Origin of the sequence: Nonomuraea muscovyensis, from assembly GCF_014207745.1 — a bacterium.
Classification (GTDB): Bacteria; Actinomycetota; Actinomycetes; order Streptosporangiales; family Streptosporangiaceae; genus Nonomuraea; species Nonomuraea muscovyensis.
Map to the genome: position 1 here is coordinate 345,671 of NZ_JACHJB010000003.1, position 14,228 is coordinate 359,898.

The 14,228-nt window shown below is 71.9% G+C and carries 17 protein-coding genes and 1 pseudogene; 14 read left to right on the forward strand and 4 right to left on the reverse strand.

Annotation, left to right across the window (positions count from 1 at the left end; genetic code table 11):
* Positions 1–2 precede the first annotated feature (2 nt).
* On the forward strand, positions 3–1,010 hold the full coding sequence (locus FHU36_RS33250; RefSeq protein ID WP_185088051.1) for an inorganic phosphate transporter: 1,008 nt from the start codon (positions 3–5) through the stop codon (positions 1,008–1,010).
* On the opposite strand, the gene mshD is transcribed toward FHU36_RS33250, so the two are convergent.
* Positions 1,007–1,927 carry a mycothiol synthase gene (mshD, locus tag FHU36_RS33255; protein WP_312892015.1) on the reverse strand — a complete coding sequence of 307 codons (921 nt, stop codon included), beginning with the start codon at positions 1,925–1,927 and terminating at the stop codon, positions 1,007–1,009. The two genes, FHU36_RS33250 and mshD, sit on opposite strands and share 4 nt — an antisense overlap.
* A 108-nt stretch (positions 1,928–2,035) precedes the next feature.
* Between mshD and FHU36_RS33260 the strand changes: the two genes are divergently transcribed.
* Entirely contained in the window at positions 2,036–3,817 is a 1,782-nt protein-coding gene (locus FHU36_RS33260; protein WP_185088053.1) for a bifunctional metallophosphatase/5'-nucleotidase, read from the forward strand.
* 311 nt (positions 3,818–4,128) lie between these two features.
* On the opposite strand, the gene FHU36_RS33265 is transcribed toward FHU36_RS33260, so the two are convergent.
* A complete protein-coding gene (locus FHU36_RS33265; protein WP_185088054.1) occupies positions 4,129–4,821 on the reverse strand; it encodes a response regulator transcription factor in 693 nt (230 codons plus the stop codon).
* 174 nt (positions 4,822–4,995) lie between these two features.
* Between FHU36_RS33265 and FHU36_RS33270 the strand changes: the two genes are divergently transcribed.
* From FHU36_RS33270 to FHU36_RS33315, 11 genes and pseudogenes are all read left to right on the forward strand, one after another.
* Entirely contained in the window at positions 4,996–5,247 is a 252-nt protein-coding gene (locus tag FHU36_RS33270) for a MoaD/ThiS family protein (protein WP_185088871.1), read from the forward strand.
* Between the two features lie 72 nt (positions 5,248–5,319).
* Positions 5,320–5,985, forward strand: a complete 666-nt coding sequence (locus FHU36_RS33275; RefSeq protein WP_185088055.1) for an LmeA family phospholipid-binding protein — start codon at positions 5,320–5,322, stop codon at positions 5,983–5,985.
* A 37-nt stretch (positions 5,986–6,022) separates the two neighbouring features.
* Positions 6,023–6,535, forward strand: coding sequence for a sigma-70 family RNA polymerase sigma factor (locus tag FHU36_RS33280; protein ID WP_185088056.1), 513 nt, complete (start codon positions 6,023–6,025; stop codon positions 6,533–6,535).
* Positions 6,532–7,404, forward strand: a complete 873-nt coding sequence (locus tag FHU36_RS33285) for an anti-sigma factor family protein (protein ID WP_185088057.1) — start codon at positions 6,532–6,534, stop codon at positions 7,402–7,404. The genes FHU36_RS33280 and FHU36_RS33285 overlap by 4 nt, the downstream gene beginning before the upstream one ends.
* Positions 7,405–7,552: 148 nt before the next feature.
* Positions 7,553–7,873, forward strand: a pseudogene (locus tag FHU36_RS45125) (thioredoxin family protein); the annotation flags it as partial.
* 146 nt (positions 7,874–8,019) lie between these two features.
* Positions 8,020–8,103, forward strand: coding sequence for a putative leader peptide (locus tag FHU36_RS46985; protein WP_350668905.1), 84 nt, complete (start codon positions 8,020–8,022; stop codon positions 8,101–8,103).
* Positions 8,104–8,164: 61 nt separating this feature from the next.
* A complete protein-coding gene (locus FHU36_RS33295; RefSeq protein ID WP_185088059.1) occupies positions 8,165–8,578 on the forward strand; it encodes a DUF4395 domain-containing protein in 414 nt (137 codons plus the stop codon).
* A complete protein-coding gene (locus FHU36_RS33300; protein ID WP_185088060.1) occupies positions 8,575–9,414 on the forward strand; it encodes a sulfurtransferase in 840 nt (279 codons plus the stop codon). The genes FHU36_RS33295 and FHU36_RS33300 overlap by 4 nt, the downstream gene beginning before the upstream one ends.
* Positions 9,414–9,716 carry a DUF1416 domain-containing protein gene (locus tag FHU36_RS33305; RefSeq protein WP_185088061.1) on the forward strand — a complete coding sequence of 101 codons (303 nt, stop codon included), beginning with the start codon at positions 9,414–9,416 and terminating at the stop codon, positions 9,714–9,716. The genes FHU36_RS33300 and FHU36_RS33305 overlap by 1 nt, the downstream gene beginning before the upstream one ends.
* A 154-nt stretch (positions 9,717–9,870) precedes the next feature.
* Complete coding sequence (locus FHU36_RS33310; protein ID WP_185088062.1) at positions 9,871–10,437, forward strand: RNA polymerase sigma factor; 567 nt, start codon at positions 9,871–9,873, stop codon at positions 10,435–10,437.
* Positions 10,434–11,288, forward strand: a complete 855-nt coding sequence (locus tag FHU36_RS33315) for a methylated-DNA--[protein]-cysteine S-methyltransferase (protein ID WP_185088063.1) — start codon at positions 10,434–10,436, stop codon at positions 11,286–11,288. The genes FHU36_RS33310 and FHU36_RS33315 overlap by 4 nt, the downstream gene beginning before the upstream one ends.
* Before the next feature lie 8 nt (positions 11,289–11,296).
* Here the strand turns inward: FHU36_RS33315 and FHU36_RS33320 are convergent, their stop codons facing one another.
* The gene (locus FHU36_RS33320) at positions 11,297–11,845 is read right to left on the reverse strand and encodes a helix-turn-helix domain-containing protein (protein WP_185088064.1); all 549 of its coding nucleotides are present in this window, start codon (positions 11,843–11,845) and stop codon (positions 11,297–11,299) included.
* Positions 11,846–12,097: 252 nt separating this feature from the next.
* Between FHU36_RS33320 and FHU36_RS33325 the strand changes: the two genes are divergently transcribed.
* A complete protein-coding gene (locus FHU36_RS33325) occupies positions 12,098–13,369 on the forward strand; it encodes a hypothetical protein (protein WP_185088065.1) in 1,272 nt (423 codons plus the stop codon).
* Here FHU36_RS33325 and FHU36_RS33330 read toward each other — a convergent pair.
* On the reverse strand, positions 13,326–14,222 hold the full coding sequence (locus FHU36_RS33330) for a hypothetical protein (RefSeq protein WP_185088066.1): 897 nt from the start codon (positions 14,220–14,222) through the stop codon (positions 13,326–13,328). The genes FHU36_RS33325 and FHU36_RS33330 overlap by 44 nt on opposite strands.
* Between the last annotated feature and the right edge of the window lie 6 nt (positions 14,223–14,228).

The following is a 14,228-nucleotide window of genomic DNA, read 5'->3' on the forward strand; positions in this document are numbered from 1 at the left end:
CCGTGGACCTCACGCTCGCCCTCGTCATCGGCGTGGTCGTCGTGGCGCTCGTCTTCGACTACACCAACGGCTTCCACGACGCGGCGAACGCCATCGCGACCTCGGTCTCGACGCGCGCTCTCACCCCCAGAGCGGCGCTGTTCATGGCCGCGGCGATGAACTTCATCGGTGCCCACCTCGGCACCCAGGTCGCCTCCACCGTCGGAAAGGGGATCATCGACGCCCCGAAGGGCTCCCACGGGCTGGTCATCGTGGCATCGGCCCTGATCGGCGCGATCGTCTGGAACATCATCACCTGGTATTTCGGACTGCCATCCTCCTCCAGTCACGCGCTGATCGGCGGCCTCGTCGGCTCCGCGCTGGCCTCGGCCAGCCTCGTCCACTGGGACGGCGTGGTGGAGAAGGTCGTCATCCCGATGATCCTGTCGCCGTTGACCGGGTTCCTCCTGGGCGCTGTGATCATGATCGCAATTTATTGGATCTTCCGCAACGCGCAGCCCGGCAAGACCAACCGCGGCTTCCGCTACGCGCAGACCGTCTCGGCCGCCGCCATGGCGCTCGGGCACGGCCTGCAGGACGCGCAGAAGACGATGGGTGTGATCTTCCTGGCGCTCGTGGTCGGCGGCTACGCGGGGGAGGACGACCCCATCCCGCAGTGGGTCATCCTGGCCGCAGCGACGGCGATCTCCCTCGGCACGTACGCGGGCGGCTGGCGGATCATGCGGACGCTGGGCCGCCGGATCATCGCGCTCGACCCGCCGCAGGGGTTCGCCGCCGAGAGCGCGGCGGCGATCGTCCTGTACGGGGCGGCGATCGGGTTCGGCGCCCCCATCTCCACCACCCACACCATCACCAGCGCGATCATGGGTGTGGGCTCCACCAAGCGGCTGTCGGCGGTGCGGTGGGGCGTGGCGGGCAACATCGTCACGGCCTGGGTCCTGACGATCCCGGCCGCCGCCCTGGTGGCCGCCCTGTCCTACTTCGCCCTCCACTGGTTGATCGAGAGCTAGGCTCCGGCGGGTGGGACGGCGGCGTACATCACGTCGACGTCCCACCGGTTGAAGCCGAGTGACCCGTACAGCCTGATGGCGGCCGTGTTGGCCTCGTCCACGTACAGCATCGCCTGAGCGAGGCCACGCGAGCGCAGGTGGTTCAGGCCGGCCAGGGTGAGCGCCCGGCCGAGGCCGGTGCCCTGCTGGGAGGGGTCCACTCCCACCACGTACACCTCGCCGAGCGGCTCGTGCCCGTGCTCGGAGGACCCGTGGATCTTCGTCCAGTGGAACCCGACGATCCGCTCGCCGCGCACGGCCAGGAAGAACCCGGCGGGGTCGAACCACGGCTCGGCCTCGCGCTGGCGCAGGTCGTCGAGCGTCCACGCGCCCTGCTCCGGGTGGTGGGCGAAGGCGGCGGCGTTCACCTTGAGCCACGCCTCCTCGTCCTGGCCGGGCGTGAACGTGCGCAGCCGCACCCCGTCGGGCAGCGCGCAGGGGTCGAGGGGCGCGAACAGCGACCGGCGCATCTGCCACAGCGAGCGCACCCGGCGCAGCCCCTGCGAGGTGGCCAGCGCGCCGGCGGCCTCGTGGTCGCCGTGGGCCCACAGCCGCAGTCGGCCGCCCGCCAGGTCGAGGACGGCGCGCAGCAGCCGTCCGCCGTGCCCGCGCCGCCGGAACGACGGGTGGACGACCAGCTCTCCGCTGGGTCCCTCGACCTCGTCGGTCGGGTCCACGTGCGCGTAGCCCGCCAGGGACTCCCCGTCGCGGAGGAGGACCGAGCGGGCGCGCGGGTCGCCGCCGTAGCGCAGATGGAGCATGACGTGCTCGTTCAGCGGGCGGACGCCGTCGGCCTGCGTCGCCGCCTCGACGAGACGCAGCACCTCGGCGATTTCCTGGTCATCGAGCCGTTGTTCGATCTTCACGTGCGCGGTCACAGCTCGAACTCTAGGCGTACGACTGGCAAATAGTGCCATGGGGTCGGCGGACGAATCATTACCTTTGCGACATTGGCCGCCAAGCGTGCCGCCGTAACGTCTTGGGCCATGACCTCTCGTTCCCTCCTCCGGCTCGCGTTGGCCGGAGCCGTCGCCACGGGCACGGCCTTACTCGCCACCGTTCCGGCGGACGCGAGCAACGCGCCCCGGACGGTGCCCGTCCGCCTGCTCTCCCTCAACGACTTCCACGGCCACCTGGAGCCCCCGACCGGCTCCTCCGGACGGATGGTCGACGAGCACGGCCAGACAGTGAACGCGGGCGGCGCCGCCTATGTCGCCGCCCACATGAAGGCCCACACCGACCGCAACACCATCGCCGTCGCCCAGGGCGACCTCATCGGCGCCACCCCGCTGATCTCCGCGGCCTACCATGACGAGCCGTCGGTCGAGTTCCTGGGCAAGATCGGGCTCAAGGTGGCCGCGGTCGGCAACCACGAGTTCGACGAGGGCTACGACGAGCTGCGCCGCATCATGAAGGGCGGCTGCCACCCGGTGGACGGCTGCTCGCCCGCCGGGCAGTGGAAGGGCGCGCGGTTCGACTACGTCGGCGCGAACGTCCTGTTCAAGAATCCGAACGAGAAGACCGACGCGCTCGCCGCCCTGGGGAACCAGGCGGCGGTCGAGAAGCTGATGTCCGGCTGGGGCGTGCCCGCGCTGCCGCCGGTGAGCGTCAAGTGGATGAGCGGCGTGCCGATCGGCTTCATCGGCCTGGTCACCACCTCCACCCCGAACATCGTCACGGCCGAGGGCATCAAGGACCTCACGTTCGCCGACGAGGTCAAGGCCGCGAACCTCGCCTCCCGGGTACTCAAGCTGGTGGGCGTGAAGGCCCAGGTCGTGCTGGTGCACGAGGGCGACCAGGTCACCGCGGGCCAGTCGCCCGACGCGTGCAGCGCCGTCCCGGGCGTGGGCAACCGGATCGCCACCCAGGTCGCCCCGGAGATCGACATGGTGCTCAGCGGCCACTCGCACCAGGCCTACCTGTGCACGGTCAAGGACCCGTCGGGCCGTGACCGCCTCTACTCGCAGGGCGGCTCGTTCGGCCGGGTCATCACGCAGGTGGACATGAAGGTGGACGTGCGGACGCTCGACATCGTCCGCTCGTCGGTCGTGGCGGACAACCACGTCGTGACGCGAACCGTCACCCCGGATCGCGATATCTCCGACTTCGTGGACCTGTGGAAGGAACGCGTCGCCGAGGTCGCCGACAAGCCGGTCGGCCGGATCACCGCCGACATCCCCAACACGGCCGCGCCGAGCGGGGAGACGCCGCTGGGCGACCTCATCGCCGATGCGCAGCTGGCCGCCACCAAGGCCGGGGGCAACGCCCAGATCGCCCTCATGAACCCGGGCGGCGTCCGCGCTCCCCTCACCTACGCCGGCTCGCCGGCGGGCGAGGGCGACGGCGTCGTCACCTACGGCGAGGCGTTCACCGTCCAGCCGTTCAACAACCTCATGCAGGTGGTCACGCTGACGGGCGCCCAGCTCAAGACGGTGCTGGAACAGCAGTTCACCGGGGGCCCCAACAACCAGGCGTTCACCAAGATCCTGCAGCCCTCGGCGAACCTGACCTACACCTACAGCCGGTCCGCCGCCTGGGGCTCCAAGGTCTCCGACCTCCGTATCGACGGCACCCCCGTCACGGACACCCAGGCGATCCGCGTCGCGGCCAACAACTTCCTGGTGGGCGGCGGTGACGCGTTCCTCGCCTTCCGGGACGGCACCGACGCGTGGAGCGGGCCGCTGGACATCGACGCCTTCGTCGCCTACCTGGGCGAGCACAGCCCGGCCGCCCCGCCCGCCACGAACCGCATCACCGTGGTGGACTGACCGGCTTCCGGTCGTACGGCAGAGCACGGGAGGGCCCAGTCACCGTAGGGGGCTGGGCCCTGTCCAGGGACACGCTCCTCCGGTGGAGCCGGTGCCCCGCCGTGACGCGCGCACCGCCGGCCGCGAACGTGGGAAACCCCTCAGGTGGCCCGCAGGGCGCCGTGACGGCGGCCCGCCACCATCCGGTCAGCGGGCGTCCTCCTGGAGGTCCTCAGCCCCGTGCGGAGGGTGGCGGCCGGCCCGGCGGTGCCGTAAAAGCCGTGAAAGCCGTTGAATCCGTAAGGACGGATCCGTAAGGACGGAAGAGTTCCTCACACGTGGGCGGGATCGGTGCGGTCGGGCACGAAGCGGTAGCCGACGTTGCGCACCGTGCCGATGAGCGACTCGTACTCGGTGCCCAGTTTGGCCCGTAGCCGCCGCACGTGCACGTCCACGGTCCGCGTGCCGCCGAAGTAGTCGTAGCCCCAGACCTCCTGCAGCAGCTGGGCCCGGGTGAAGACGCGCCCCGGGTGCTGCGCGAGGTACTTCAGCAGCTCGAACTCCTTGAACGTCAGGTCGAGCACCCGGCCGCGCAACCGGGCCGTGTAGGTGGCCTCGTCGATCGACAGGTCGCCGCTGCGGATCTCGTCGGGCACGTCCTCCGCGCCGGACTGCGACATGCGGCCGACGGCGATGCGCAGCCGCGCCTCCACCTCGGCCGGCCCCGCGCTGTCGAGGAGCACGTCGTCCACGCCCCACTCGGCGGTCATCGCGGCCAGCCCACCCTCGGTGACGATCACCAGCAGCGGACAGTCGATGCCCGTCGTGCGGATCAGCCGGCACAGGCTCTTGGCGTGCGCCAGCTCCTTGCGGGCGTCGACGAGCACGGCGTCGGCCGGTGGGGTGTCGATGAGAGCGGAGGCCTCCGCCGGGGAGACGCGGACCGAGTGGAGCAGCAGCCCCAGTGCCGGCAGCACCTCGGAAGATGGCTCGAGGGCATTGGTCAGCAGGAGCAGGTTGCTCATTCGGCCTCCTCAAACACGCAAGGACCCGGGGGCTACATCGCCCAGGTCCTGTAGGCGAGGATATATCAAGGGAAAAGCGCGTCCATGGGGCGTCCGGCAGATGAACTGCAGGTCATCTGCGACAACTGTGTTAACGATGCCGCACAACGGCGTGGGGCCGAGTATGAGGGAGCCATGGCTAGGGGAAAAGTCAGGTATTGGGCCGCGGCGAAGGCGGCGGCCGGCATGGCGGAGGAATCCTTCGAGGCGGCCACGCTGGGCGAACTCATGACGAAAATCACACGTGATCGCGCCGAACTCGCGCGTGTCGTGAGCCGTTCGTCGTTTCTCGTGGACGGCACTCCGGTGGGCAGACGGCCCCATGACGAGGTGGTCCTCGGCGACGGTGTGACGGTCGAGATACTGCCGCCTTTCGCGGGTGGGTGATCGACGGCTTCGCCGGGGAATGAGCCGGATCAGCCGATAAGCTCATGAACCCGTCTGAGACCAGGGAGCCCGATGCGCAAGCTGATCGTTTTCCTGTTCATCCTGGTCGTCCTCCTCGTCGCCGTCGATCGCGTGGCGGTCGCGGGCGTGGAGCGAGATCTGTCCAACAGGATCGCGGCCGCCGCCGACCTCAGCGGGAAGCCGACCGTGACGATCGAGGGGGTCCCGTTCCTGACCCAGGCCGTGGCGGGGCGCTATCCCGAGGTACGGTTCGACCTGGGCACCCTGACCTACGGGGGTGTGCCGGTGCAGGACCTGCGGGGCGTCGCCAACGACGTGACCGCGCCGCTGGCCGACATCATCCAGAACCGGCCCGACATCAGGGCGGGGCGGCTGACCGTGCGCGGCACCCTGACCCAGGCGACGATCGACAAGTACGCGCCGGACGGCGTGAAGGTCAGTGGCAACGGCAGGCGGCTCGTCGCGTCGGGCGAGGTCGCGGTGGGGGCCAATCCGGTGAAGTTCAACGCCGAGCTGCGGGTCGACGTCGCCGACGGCGGCATCAGGCTCACGGCGGAGCGGATCGAGGGCGTGCCCGACTCGCTCGCGCGCCTGGTGAACTACACCATCCCCTTCAAGGGCGACCTGCCGTTCGACGTCAAGGTGACGGGGGTGAGGAACGTGGCCGACGGTCTGGAGTTCACGGCCGAAGCGACTGACGTGCCGTTCCGTGGATGACGGTGAACCACTGCGCCCAGCCGTACGTGATGAGGGTGTGAGTCCAGCAGGAACCGCCGACGAGGAGCTCGTGCGGACCCTTTTCGACGAGCACGCCGGGCCACTCTACGGTTACGTGCTGCGGCTGACCGGTGATTCCGGACGGGCGGAGGATGTGGTGCAGGAGACGCTGCTGCGGGCGTGGCGGCACCCCGAGGCGCTCGCCGACCGCCCCATCCGCGCGTGGTTGTTCACCGTGGCCCGCAACCTCGTGGTCGACCAGCACCGCGCGCGCAGGTCGCGCCCACAGGAGACCGGCGACGAGGCGCTGGCCGTCGTCCCCGCCGACGACGAGCTGGAGCGGGCCGTCGAGTCGTGGGCGGTGGCCGAGGCGCTGGCCGCGCTGCGGCCGGAGCACCGCGAGGTGCTGTTGGAGGTCTACTACCGGGGGCGATCGGTGAAGGAGGCGGCGGCCACGCTCGGCATTCCGCCCGGCACGGTCAAGTCACGCACCTACTACGCGCTGCGGGCGCTCAAGCTCGCGCTGCAGGAGCGGGGGCTGGCGCCATGACGACGTGCGAGGAGGTGCGGCTGGCGCTGGGCGCCCACGCGCTGGGCGCGCTCGACCCGGACGAGGCGCTGGAGATCGACCTGCACCTGGCCACGTGCGAAGCGTGCGGCGCCGAACTGCTGGAGCTGGAGGGGGTCTCGGCGTTCCTCGGCAAGGTGTCCGAGCACGACGTCGCGCTGGTGGCCGGGCCGCCGCGCCAGGTGCTCGACCGGTTGCTGAGCGAGGCGCGCGCGAAGAAGCGCAGGACGCGCCGCGTCCTGCAGGCCGTGGCCGCCTCGGCGGCGGTGATCGCCCTCGGCGGCACGGTCTGGACGGCCGTCGGGGGGCAGGCGCGGCAGGAGAGCTCCACGGCCTCCGCTCCCCGATCAGTCGCGTCCAGCGCGCCGCAGGACGCCCGCACCCGCGCGGACGCCTCGCAGGAGGCCGACACGGGCGGGCCGGAGGAGGCCAACCCGCTCATCGCCTCGGACGCCCCCGACCAGCAGCTCAAGAGCGAACCCCGGCCGACCCCCAGCAAGTCGCCCGCGCAGCAGAAGGCGGCCGGGCGCACGTTCACGGGCGAGAGCGGCGACGGCCGGACCACGGTGACGGTGCTGGCCACGGCGCGGGCCGCGTCGGCCGGCGCCGGGACCGAGCTGTCGGTGCGGGTCTCGGGGGTCGCGGCCGGGACGGTGTGCCGGATGGTCGTCGTCGGGCGGGACGGCGAGCGTGACGTCACCGAGAGCTGGACCATCACGCCCCCGGGCTACGCCGACGCGAAGGGACACGTGCTGGACACGTCGGTGCCTCTGTCCGCCGTCAGGCACTTCGACGTCGTGGACGACTCCGGCCGGCTGCTCGTCCGCGTCCCGGCGACCGCCCGCGACTGAGGCGCGAGGCGCCTGTCCGGGGAGTCCCGGGAAGCAATCCGGGACGGCCGTGGTTGCACCTCACGCGATGACAGGCGTGTGGGTGGTGCTGGCGACGCTGGCACTCGGAACGGTGATCGGGGTGGTACGGCTGCGCCGCGACGGACGCATGCGCGAGCAGGCGGGTGACCGGATCACCGAGACGGTCCTCGGCGCGCCGCTCGGCGAGCGGGCCACGCTCGTGCAGTTCTCCACGGCCTTCTGCCAGCCGTGCCGGGCGACCCGGCGCGTCCTGGCCGACGTCAGCGCGCTCGTCCCCGGCGTCGCGCACGTCGAGATCGACGCCGAGTCGCGGCTGGACCTGGTGCGCGGGCTCGACATCACGCGCACGCCGACCGTCCTCGTCCTCGACGCGGCCGGGAGCGTCGTCAAGCGGGCCTCGGGACAGCCGCGCAAGGCCGAGGTCCTCACCGCCCTCGCGGCCGCGGTCCCCACCGCCGCCCCTGCCCCCATCTCCCACGACGCGCCGGCGCCACCCGCGCCCGACCAGGGGTTGTCTCACGATCCGTCTCATTCACCGTCTCAGCAAGCGGACGAGATGTGACAGATGGCGAGACGGCGAGTAGTGTCATCGCCATGAACCCATCGACAGAGCTGCTGACGAAGCGGCGCGCGGTTGATTTCTGCCGCGTCGCCACCGCGCTCTGTCGCGCTGCCTGAGGACGGTCTCGCGCGGACCTTCGATCCGCCCCAAACCCGACCCTTCAGGAGCATCCCTCAGATGCGTGCCGACCCCAGAGCGCTGCGCTTCGGCGCGGCCGTCACCACCCTGGTCCTGGCCCTCGTCCTCGTGACGGGCAGCGCGTGGCTGCTGGCCGCCCAGGCCGCGGTGTTCGCGCTCGGGCTGGCCGGCCGCTCGCCGTACGTGATGTTCTTCAAGGCGCTCGTCAGGAGCGCCCCGAAGGAGACCGAGGACGCCCGCCCGCCGCGCTTCGCGCAGGGAGTGGGGCTCGTCTTCGCGGTCGCGGGTCTGGCCGGACACGTCGCCGGGATCGCGCCGCTGGCCCTCGTGGCCACGGCCGGGGCACTCCTGGCCGCCTTCCTCAACGCAGCCTTCGGATTCTGCCTCGGCTGCGAAACGTACCTGCTCCTTCGCCGTCTACTGCCCGCCGCCAAAATGGAGGTTCACCAATGAGCCGCTCCGCCGCCCTGGTGGATGCCGACTGGGTCGAGGCCAACCTCGACACCCCCGGTGTCGTTCTCGTCGAGGTCGACGAGGACACCAGCGCCTATGACAAGGGCCACATCCGTGGCGCCGTGAAGATCGACTGGAGGCAGGACCTCCAGGATCCCGTCCGCCGCGACTTCGTGGACAAGACCGGTTTCGAGACGCTGCTGTCCGAGCGCGGCATCTCCAACGACGACACCGTGGTGCTCTACGGCGGTAACAACAACTGGTTCGCCGCCTACGCCTACTGGTACTTCAAGCTCTACGGCCACGACAACGTCAAGTTGCTCGACGGTGGCCGCAAGAAGTGGGAGCTCGACTCCCGCGAGCTGGTCAAGGACGTGGCCGAGCGCCCCCGCACCCAGTACGTCGCCCAGGAGCAGGACTCCTCGATCCGCGCCTTCCGCGACGAGGTGGTCCAGGCCATCGGCAAGCTCAACCTGGTCGACGTGCGCTCGCCCGACGAGTTCACCGGCAAGCTGCTCGCCCCGGCCCACGTCCCGCAGGAGGCGGCCCAGCGCGGCGGCCACGTCCCCACCGCCCGCAACATCCCGTGGTCCAAGGCGGCCAACGACGACGGCACGTTCAAGACCGACGACGACCTGCGCGCCCTCTACGGCGCCGCCGGCGTCGACTTCGGCAAGGACACCATCGCCTACTGCCGCATCGGCGAGCGCTCGGCGCACACGTGGTTCGTGCTGCACGAGCTGCTCGAACAGTCCAACGTGAAGAACTACGACGGTTCGTGGACCGAGTACGGCTCGCTCGTGGGCGTGCCGATCGAGCTGGGAGAGGCCCGCTGATGACGACGACTCAGGGATGCGCAGCGCCGGAGCAGACGATCGCGCTGCCCGCCGGGATCGACCTGGCCAACCAGGCGGTCATCCAGGGCGTGGTGACCGGGGCCGACACGGCCTACGCGCGCCTGCTCGACCACTCCGGCGAGTTCACCGGCGAGGTCGTGGTGTCCGACGAGGGCATCTTCCGCTTCTTCGCCGCTCCCGGTGACTGGACCGTCCGCATCATCGCGGGCGGCGGCGTCACCAAGGACGTTCAGGTCGAGGCCAGGCTCGGCGAGGTGGCCCAGCTCGCGGTCGCCGTCTGACGTCATCGCGGCAGGCAGGCGACAGGCTCGCGCCGGAACCGGCGCGGGCCTTTCGCGTTCGCGGCGTGCGCCGTTCGCGGCGTGCGCGGCGGTTCCCCGCGTCTCCGGACGGGTGCGGATGCGGGTGCAACCGGTCTGGCTTCGGTGGTGTTGTATGGATGTGAGTGACATCGCCTGTCTCGATCCGGTGCGCAAGGCGCTGCTCGACGATCTCGACGAGGGGTTCGCCGAGCTGTACGGCGCGCACCGCGGCGTGGTGTTCTCGACCGCGCTGCGGCTGAGCGGCCGCTGGGCCGATGCCGAGGACCTCACGGCCGAGACGTTCCTGCGCGCCTACCGGGCCGTGGCCGGCTACGACCACGGCCGCATCGCCGAACTGCGGCCCCGGGCGTGGCTGCTGACGATCCTCATGAACATCTGGCGCAACTGCGCCCGCGCCAAGTCCCGCAAGCCGCCGCCCGACCTGCAGGACGAGCCCGTCGACACCGTCGACCCGCGCGAGGGCGTCGAGGAGGCAGCCGAGCGCCGCGAGACCGGCGACGAACTGGCCGGGCTGCTCGCCCTGCTGCCGGAGGAGCAGCGCGTGGCCGTGGTGCTCCGGCACGTGGTGGACCTGCCGGTCAGCGAGATCGCCGAGGTGCTGAACATGCCGCAGGGCACGGTCAAGTCGCACGTTTCGCGCGGGCTGAAGCGGCTGCGCGCGCTAGGAGGTGCCCGATGAGCCCCGATCCGCTGCTCGCCGGACTCGCCGCGCTGGCCACCGACGCGCCCGACGGGCTGCTCGACCGGATCGCGGCGCGCTGGGTGCGGGCCGCCGGGCCGCTCGGCGAGGTGCTTGTCGCGTTCACCGACCAGGGCATCGCCTACGTCCGCGAGGACGACGACGCAGGGCCGGATGGGGACCGGGGGATGGACGGCGGCGAGCCGGACGTGGCCCGGGGGATCGACGGCGGCGAGCCGGGCGGGCCGCGGGAGGGCGGGGCCGTGAGCCGGAGCTTCGCGGCCGCCTTCAGGCGGCGTTTCGGCCGCCCGCTGCTGCCCGCCACCCGGCCGCCCGCCGGGCTGCTGCCCGCCCTGCGCACCGGCCGCCTGTCGGGGCTCAGCCTGGACCTGCGCGGCACGACCGACTTCCAGCGGGAGGTGCTGCTGGCCGTCCGGGGCATCCCGCGCGGCGAGGTCCGGCCGTACGCGTGGGTCGCCGCCCAGGTCGGCCGGCCCGGCGCGGTGCGCGCGGTGGGATCGGCGCTGGCCGGCAACCCGGTGCCGCTGCTCGTGCCGTGCCATCGGGTGACGCGCTCCGACGGGGTGGCGGGGGAGTACGTCTTCGGGGCGGCGGCCAAGGAACGGCTGCTGCTGGCCGAGGGCGTGGACCTGGACCGCCTGCGGCGGCTGGCCCGGGAGCGGGTGTTCTATCTGGCCAGTGACACGACCGGGGTGGTGTGCCTGCCCGCCTGCCACAACGCCCGCCGGATCACGCCGGCGCACCGGCACGGCTTCCGCACCCTCGCCGAGGCCCGCTCCGCCGGCTACCGCCCCTGCCGCACCTGCCGGCCCACCGGCCTGGCCGCGTAGCGGGCGGGTCAGCGCAGGGCGGGTCGCCGCAGCAGCAGGCAGGCGTGGACGTCGTCGGGGCCGAGCGTCCGGTAGCAGTGCGGCACGTCCGCGCCCCACGAAACGTGATCTCCAGGGCCGGCCGTCAGCGGCGCGTCCACCGGCCCGGCGGTCAGCCTCCCGCTGAAGACCGTGACGTGCTCGCTCGCTCCCTTGTCGTGGCCGGGCGCGGTCCGGCCGGGGCCGGGCGGGACGCGCAGCCGGTAGAGCTCGTAGGTGACCGTCTCGTCCTCGAACGACTGGAGCAGCACCATCTCCACCGCCGACCCGCGGACGCGGCGCGGCTGCGCAGGCGGGTCGAGGACCGCTCCGATGGGCACACCGAGCTGGGCCGTGATGGCCCACAGCGTCTCCAGCGTCGGGTCGCCCGCGCCGGCCTCCACGCCGGACAGCGTGGCCTCCCCGATGCCGGCCCGCCGGGCGAGCTCGGCCAGTGACACGCCATGAGACTGCCGCAGCCGCCGCAGCCGCTCACCGACCGCGCGAGGGTCGGCGCCGAGTGCCGGCCGTGGTTCCATGCCGCCATCGTCGCGCAACCACGGGCCGATGTCGGCCCCAGGTGCGCCCTTTGTCACCGCCAGGAAGGCGTTCCGTGGCCCGCCCGCACGTTCGCCGGACGGGCCCGCCGCGACCTGTGACGTGCGGCGCGGCGTGAGACGCGCGGACGCCGGGTGCTGCGGCGTTCAGGGCAGACCGCTACCATTCACCAAATGTCAGGTTCGTCTGGTGTGGCGGCACCGCCTCGACCTGCGCCTTCGCCGGCCCAGAGGATGCCGTCGCCGTTCTCGCTCCCCCTGCACGCGCTGCGCCTGCTCGGCAGGTGCGGACTAGCGCTGGCCCTGTGGTTCTCGGCGGGCGAGGTGGTCCGCTTCGGCCTGCTGTACGCCGCGACGGAGGTGGCCTACGGCGACTTCCGGCAGGTCCGCCTCGTCATCATGACGACGCTGCTCACGCTCGTCGTCCTGACGGCGATGACCGTCATCACCGGCATGCTGCACACCCTGCGCGGCGCCCTGTGGGAGATGCGCGCCCGCGCGGCCGAGGGGGCGGCGGACGAGCCGTTCTTCACGGCGCTCGACCGCGTCGCCCCGGCCTTCGCCGTCCTCTACCTGGCCTGGGGCTTCCAGGTGGAGGACGCGCGCGACCTGGTGCAGATGGATCTGTTCCACCACATCTTCGAGCTCACCGACGCCGCCTTCTTCGGTGCGGAGACCCAGGTCGGGCGGGGCTTCATCGACATCGACTGGCGGGTGTCCCTCGGCACGATGGTCGCCGCCTTCGGGCTGAAGACGCTGTTCGCCAAGCTGGTGGAGAACGGTCGCGGCGGGCTGTACGGGTTCGCCGCCGCCTTCTCCGAGTTCGCCTTCGTCTTCTACGGGCTCAACGCCACCTTCACGCTCGCCCAGGCGAGGTCCGAGTGGGTGGAGCACCGCGCGGTCGTGTCCGGTACGGAGGAGGCGCTGGCGAACGCCGAGAAGAACGTGCCGGGCTTCGAGGCCGTCACCACCGCCTGGGGCGACGTGTGGCCGATCCTGCTGAGCGCGGTCGCCCTGCCGCTCGTCTGGCTGACCGTGGCGATGCTCGTCTTCGGCACGTTCGCCGACGACACCCGCACCATGGTCCGGGGCACCCGCTTCGAGCGCGGTGTCGACCGCCTGGAAGGCAGCCACGACCTCACCAAGAAGTCGGTGGACCGGGTCACGGGCGGCTTCCAGGAGCGCTGGGTGCCGCTGGTCAACTCCCTGCGCCTGATCGTCAAGGGCGGCGCGCCGCTGTTCGGGATGATGTGCCTGTGTTACGTGGCCCTCACCGTGGGCGCGCAGTACGCCGACCGGGCGGTGCGGACGCTGATCGGATCGCAGGTCGAGTGGGCGTGGTTCTACCTGGACGCGCCGGTGTCGTTCGGCCGCGACCTGCTCGTGACGACGGCCACCATGGCGCTGCTGGCGGCGGCGTTCGACCTCGCGGCCACCCGGGCCCGGCTGCGCGGTGAGGCGTTCACCGCCGGAAGCGCAGGGTCGTCCGGGGCGGCTGCGGAGTAGTCGGCCGTTTGAACAGATCCTTCGTCGGCGTGTCGGAGCGGTAGGCGCTGGGCGTGAACGCCAGCTCCACCTGGTCCGCCACCGCCACGGGCACCACCGCGAGGCCCGCCAGCGCGTACTCCTGGCCCACCTCCAGGCGGTCCGACGGCCGGTCGCCGGCGCCCAGCTCGACGGCCCAGCTCCGTCCCGCCCGGTCGTGCAGCCTGAGGTCGTCGGGCATGCCGGTCATGGTGGCGCTGCCGTCGGACAGCACCTCCTGGATGATCTCGATCTTCATCCAGGCGACGTCGGCGCCGTGCCGGCTGCCCGCGGGAGCCTTCGTCCGGGAGACCGTGGCCTTCCACTCGATGTCGTGGACCTTTCCCACCTGGCCGGCGGGCACCACGACCTCCCTGGTGTCCTGCTGCGTGGACACCTGCTCGTAGAAGAGGTATCCGTCCACGGTGTGCGCGGTGACGGCCGCGAACACGCTCACCACGGCGCCGGCGGCGACCAGCGCCGCGCGTCCGCGCCGCCGGGGTGCGGCCTCCCGGGCAGGCGGCGGAGGCTCCTGGACCGCCTCCGGCACCGGCACCGGCACCGGCACCGGCACCGGAGGCGGAGGCGGAGGCGGAGCCGTGGGTGGGACGGCGGGACGCGGCAGGGGAGGCGCGGCGTCCCGCACGGCCGGGATCGGCTGGGTGACGCCCTCCCGCGACAGCGGCGGCCAGACCTGCTGGTCGGGGTACGGCGTGCGGGACCGTGCCTGCCAGGGCGGCGGGGTGGCCGCCGGGGGAGGCGGCGGTGTCCGGCCGGCACCGTCGCGAGGTCCGGTGTTCCGCGGCGCGAACCAGTCGCGCTCCTCTGTGCTCATGGTTCG

Bases quoted from the DNA above. Each gene is read 5' to 3' on its own strand.
- FHU36_RS33260 (WP_185088053.1), top strand. From the start codon at position 2,036: ATGACCTCTCGTTCCCTCCTCCGGCTCGCGTTGGCCGGAGCCGTCGCC.
- FHU36_RS33265 (WP_185088054.1), bottom strand. From the start codon at position 4,821: ATGAGCAACCTGCTCCTGCTGACCAATGCCCTCGAGCCATCTTCCGAG.
- FHU36_RS33270 (WP_185088871.1), top strand. From the start codon at position 4,996: ATGGCTAGGGGAAAAGTCAGGTATTGGGCCGCGGCGAAGGCGGCGGCC.
- FHU36_RS33275 (WP_185088055.1), top strand. From the start codon at position 5,320: ATGCGCAAGCTGATCGTTTTCCTGTTCATCCTGGTCGTCCTCCTCGTC.
- FHU36_RS33285 (WP_185088057.1), top strand. From the start codon at position 6,532: ATGACGACGTGCGAGGAGGTGCGGCTGGCGCTGGGCGCCCACGCGCTG.
- FHU36_RS46985 (WP_350668905.1), top strand. From the start codon at position 8,020: ATGAACCCATCGACAGAGCTGCTGACGAAGCGGCGCGCGGTTGATTTC.
- FHU36_RS33295 (WP_185088059.1), top strand. From the start codon at position 8,165: ATGCGTGCCGACCCCAGAGCGCTGCGCTTCGGCGCGGCCGTCACCACC.
- FHU36_RS33300 (WP_185088060.1), top strand. From the start codon at position 8,575: ATGAGCCGCTCCGCCGCCCTGGTGGATGCCGACTGGGTCGAGGCCAAC.
- FHU36_RS33305 (WP_185088061.1), top strand. From the start codon at position 9,414: ATGACGACGACTCAGGGATGCGCAGCGCCGGAGCAGACGATCGCGCTG.
- FHU36_RS33310 (WP_185088062.1), top strand. From the start codon at position 9,871: ATGGATGTGAGTGACATCGCCTGTCTCGATCCGGTGCGCAAGGCGCTG.
- FHU36_RS33315 (WP_185088063.1), top strand. From the start codon at position 10,434: ATGAGCCCCGATCCGCTGCTCGCCGGACTCGCCGCGCTGGCCACCGAC.
- FHU36_RS33320 (WP_185088064.1), bottom strand. From the start codon at position 11,845: ATGGAACCACGGCCGGCACTCGGCGCCGACCCTCGCGCGGTCGGTGAG.
- FHU36_RS33325 (WP_185088065.1), top strand. From the start codon at position 12,098: ATGCCGTCGCCGTTCTCGCTCCCCCTGCACGCGCTGCGCCTGCTCGGC.
- FHU36_RS33330 (WP_185088066.1), bottom strand. From the start codon at position 14,222: ATGAGCACAGAGGAGCGCGACTGGTTCGCGCCGCGGAACACCGGACCT.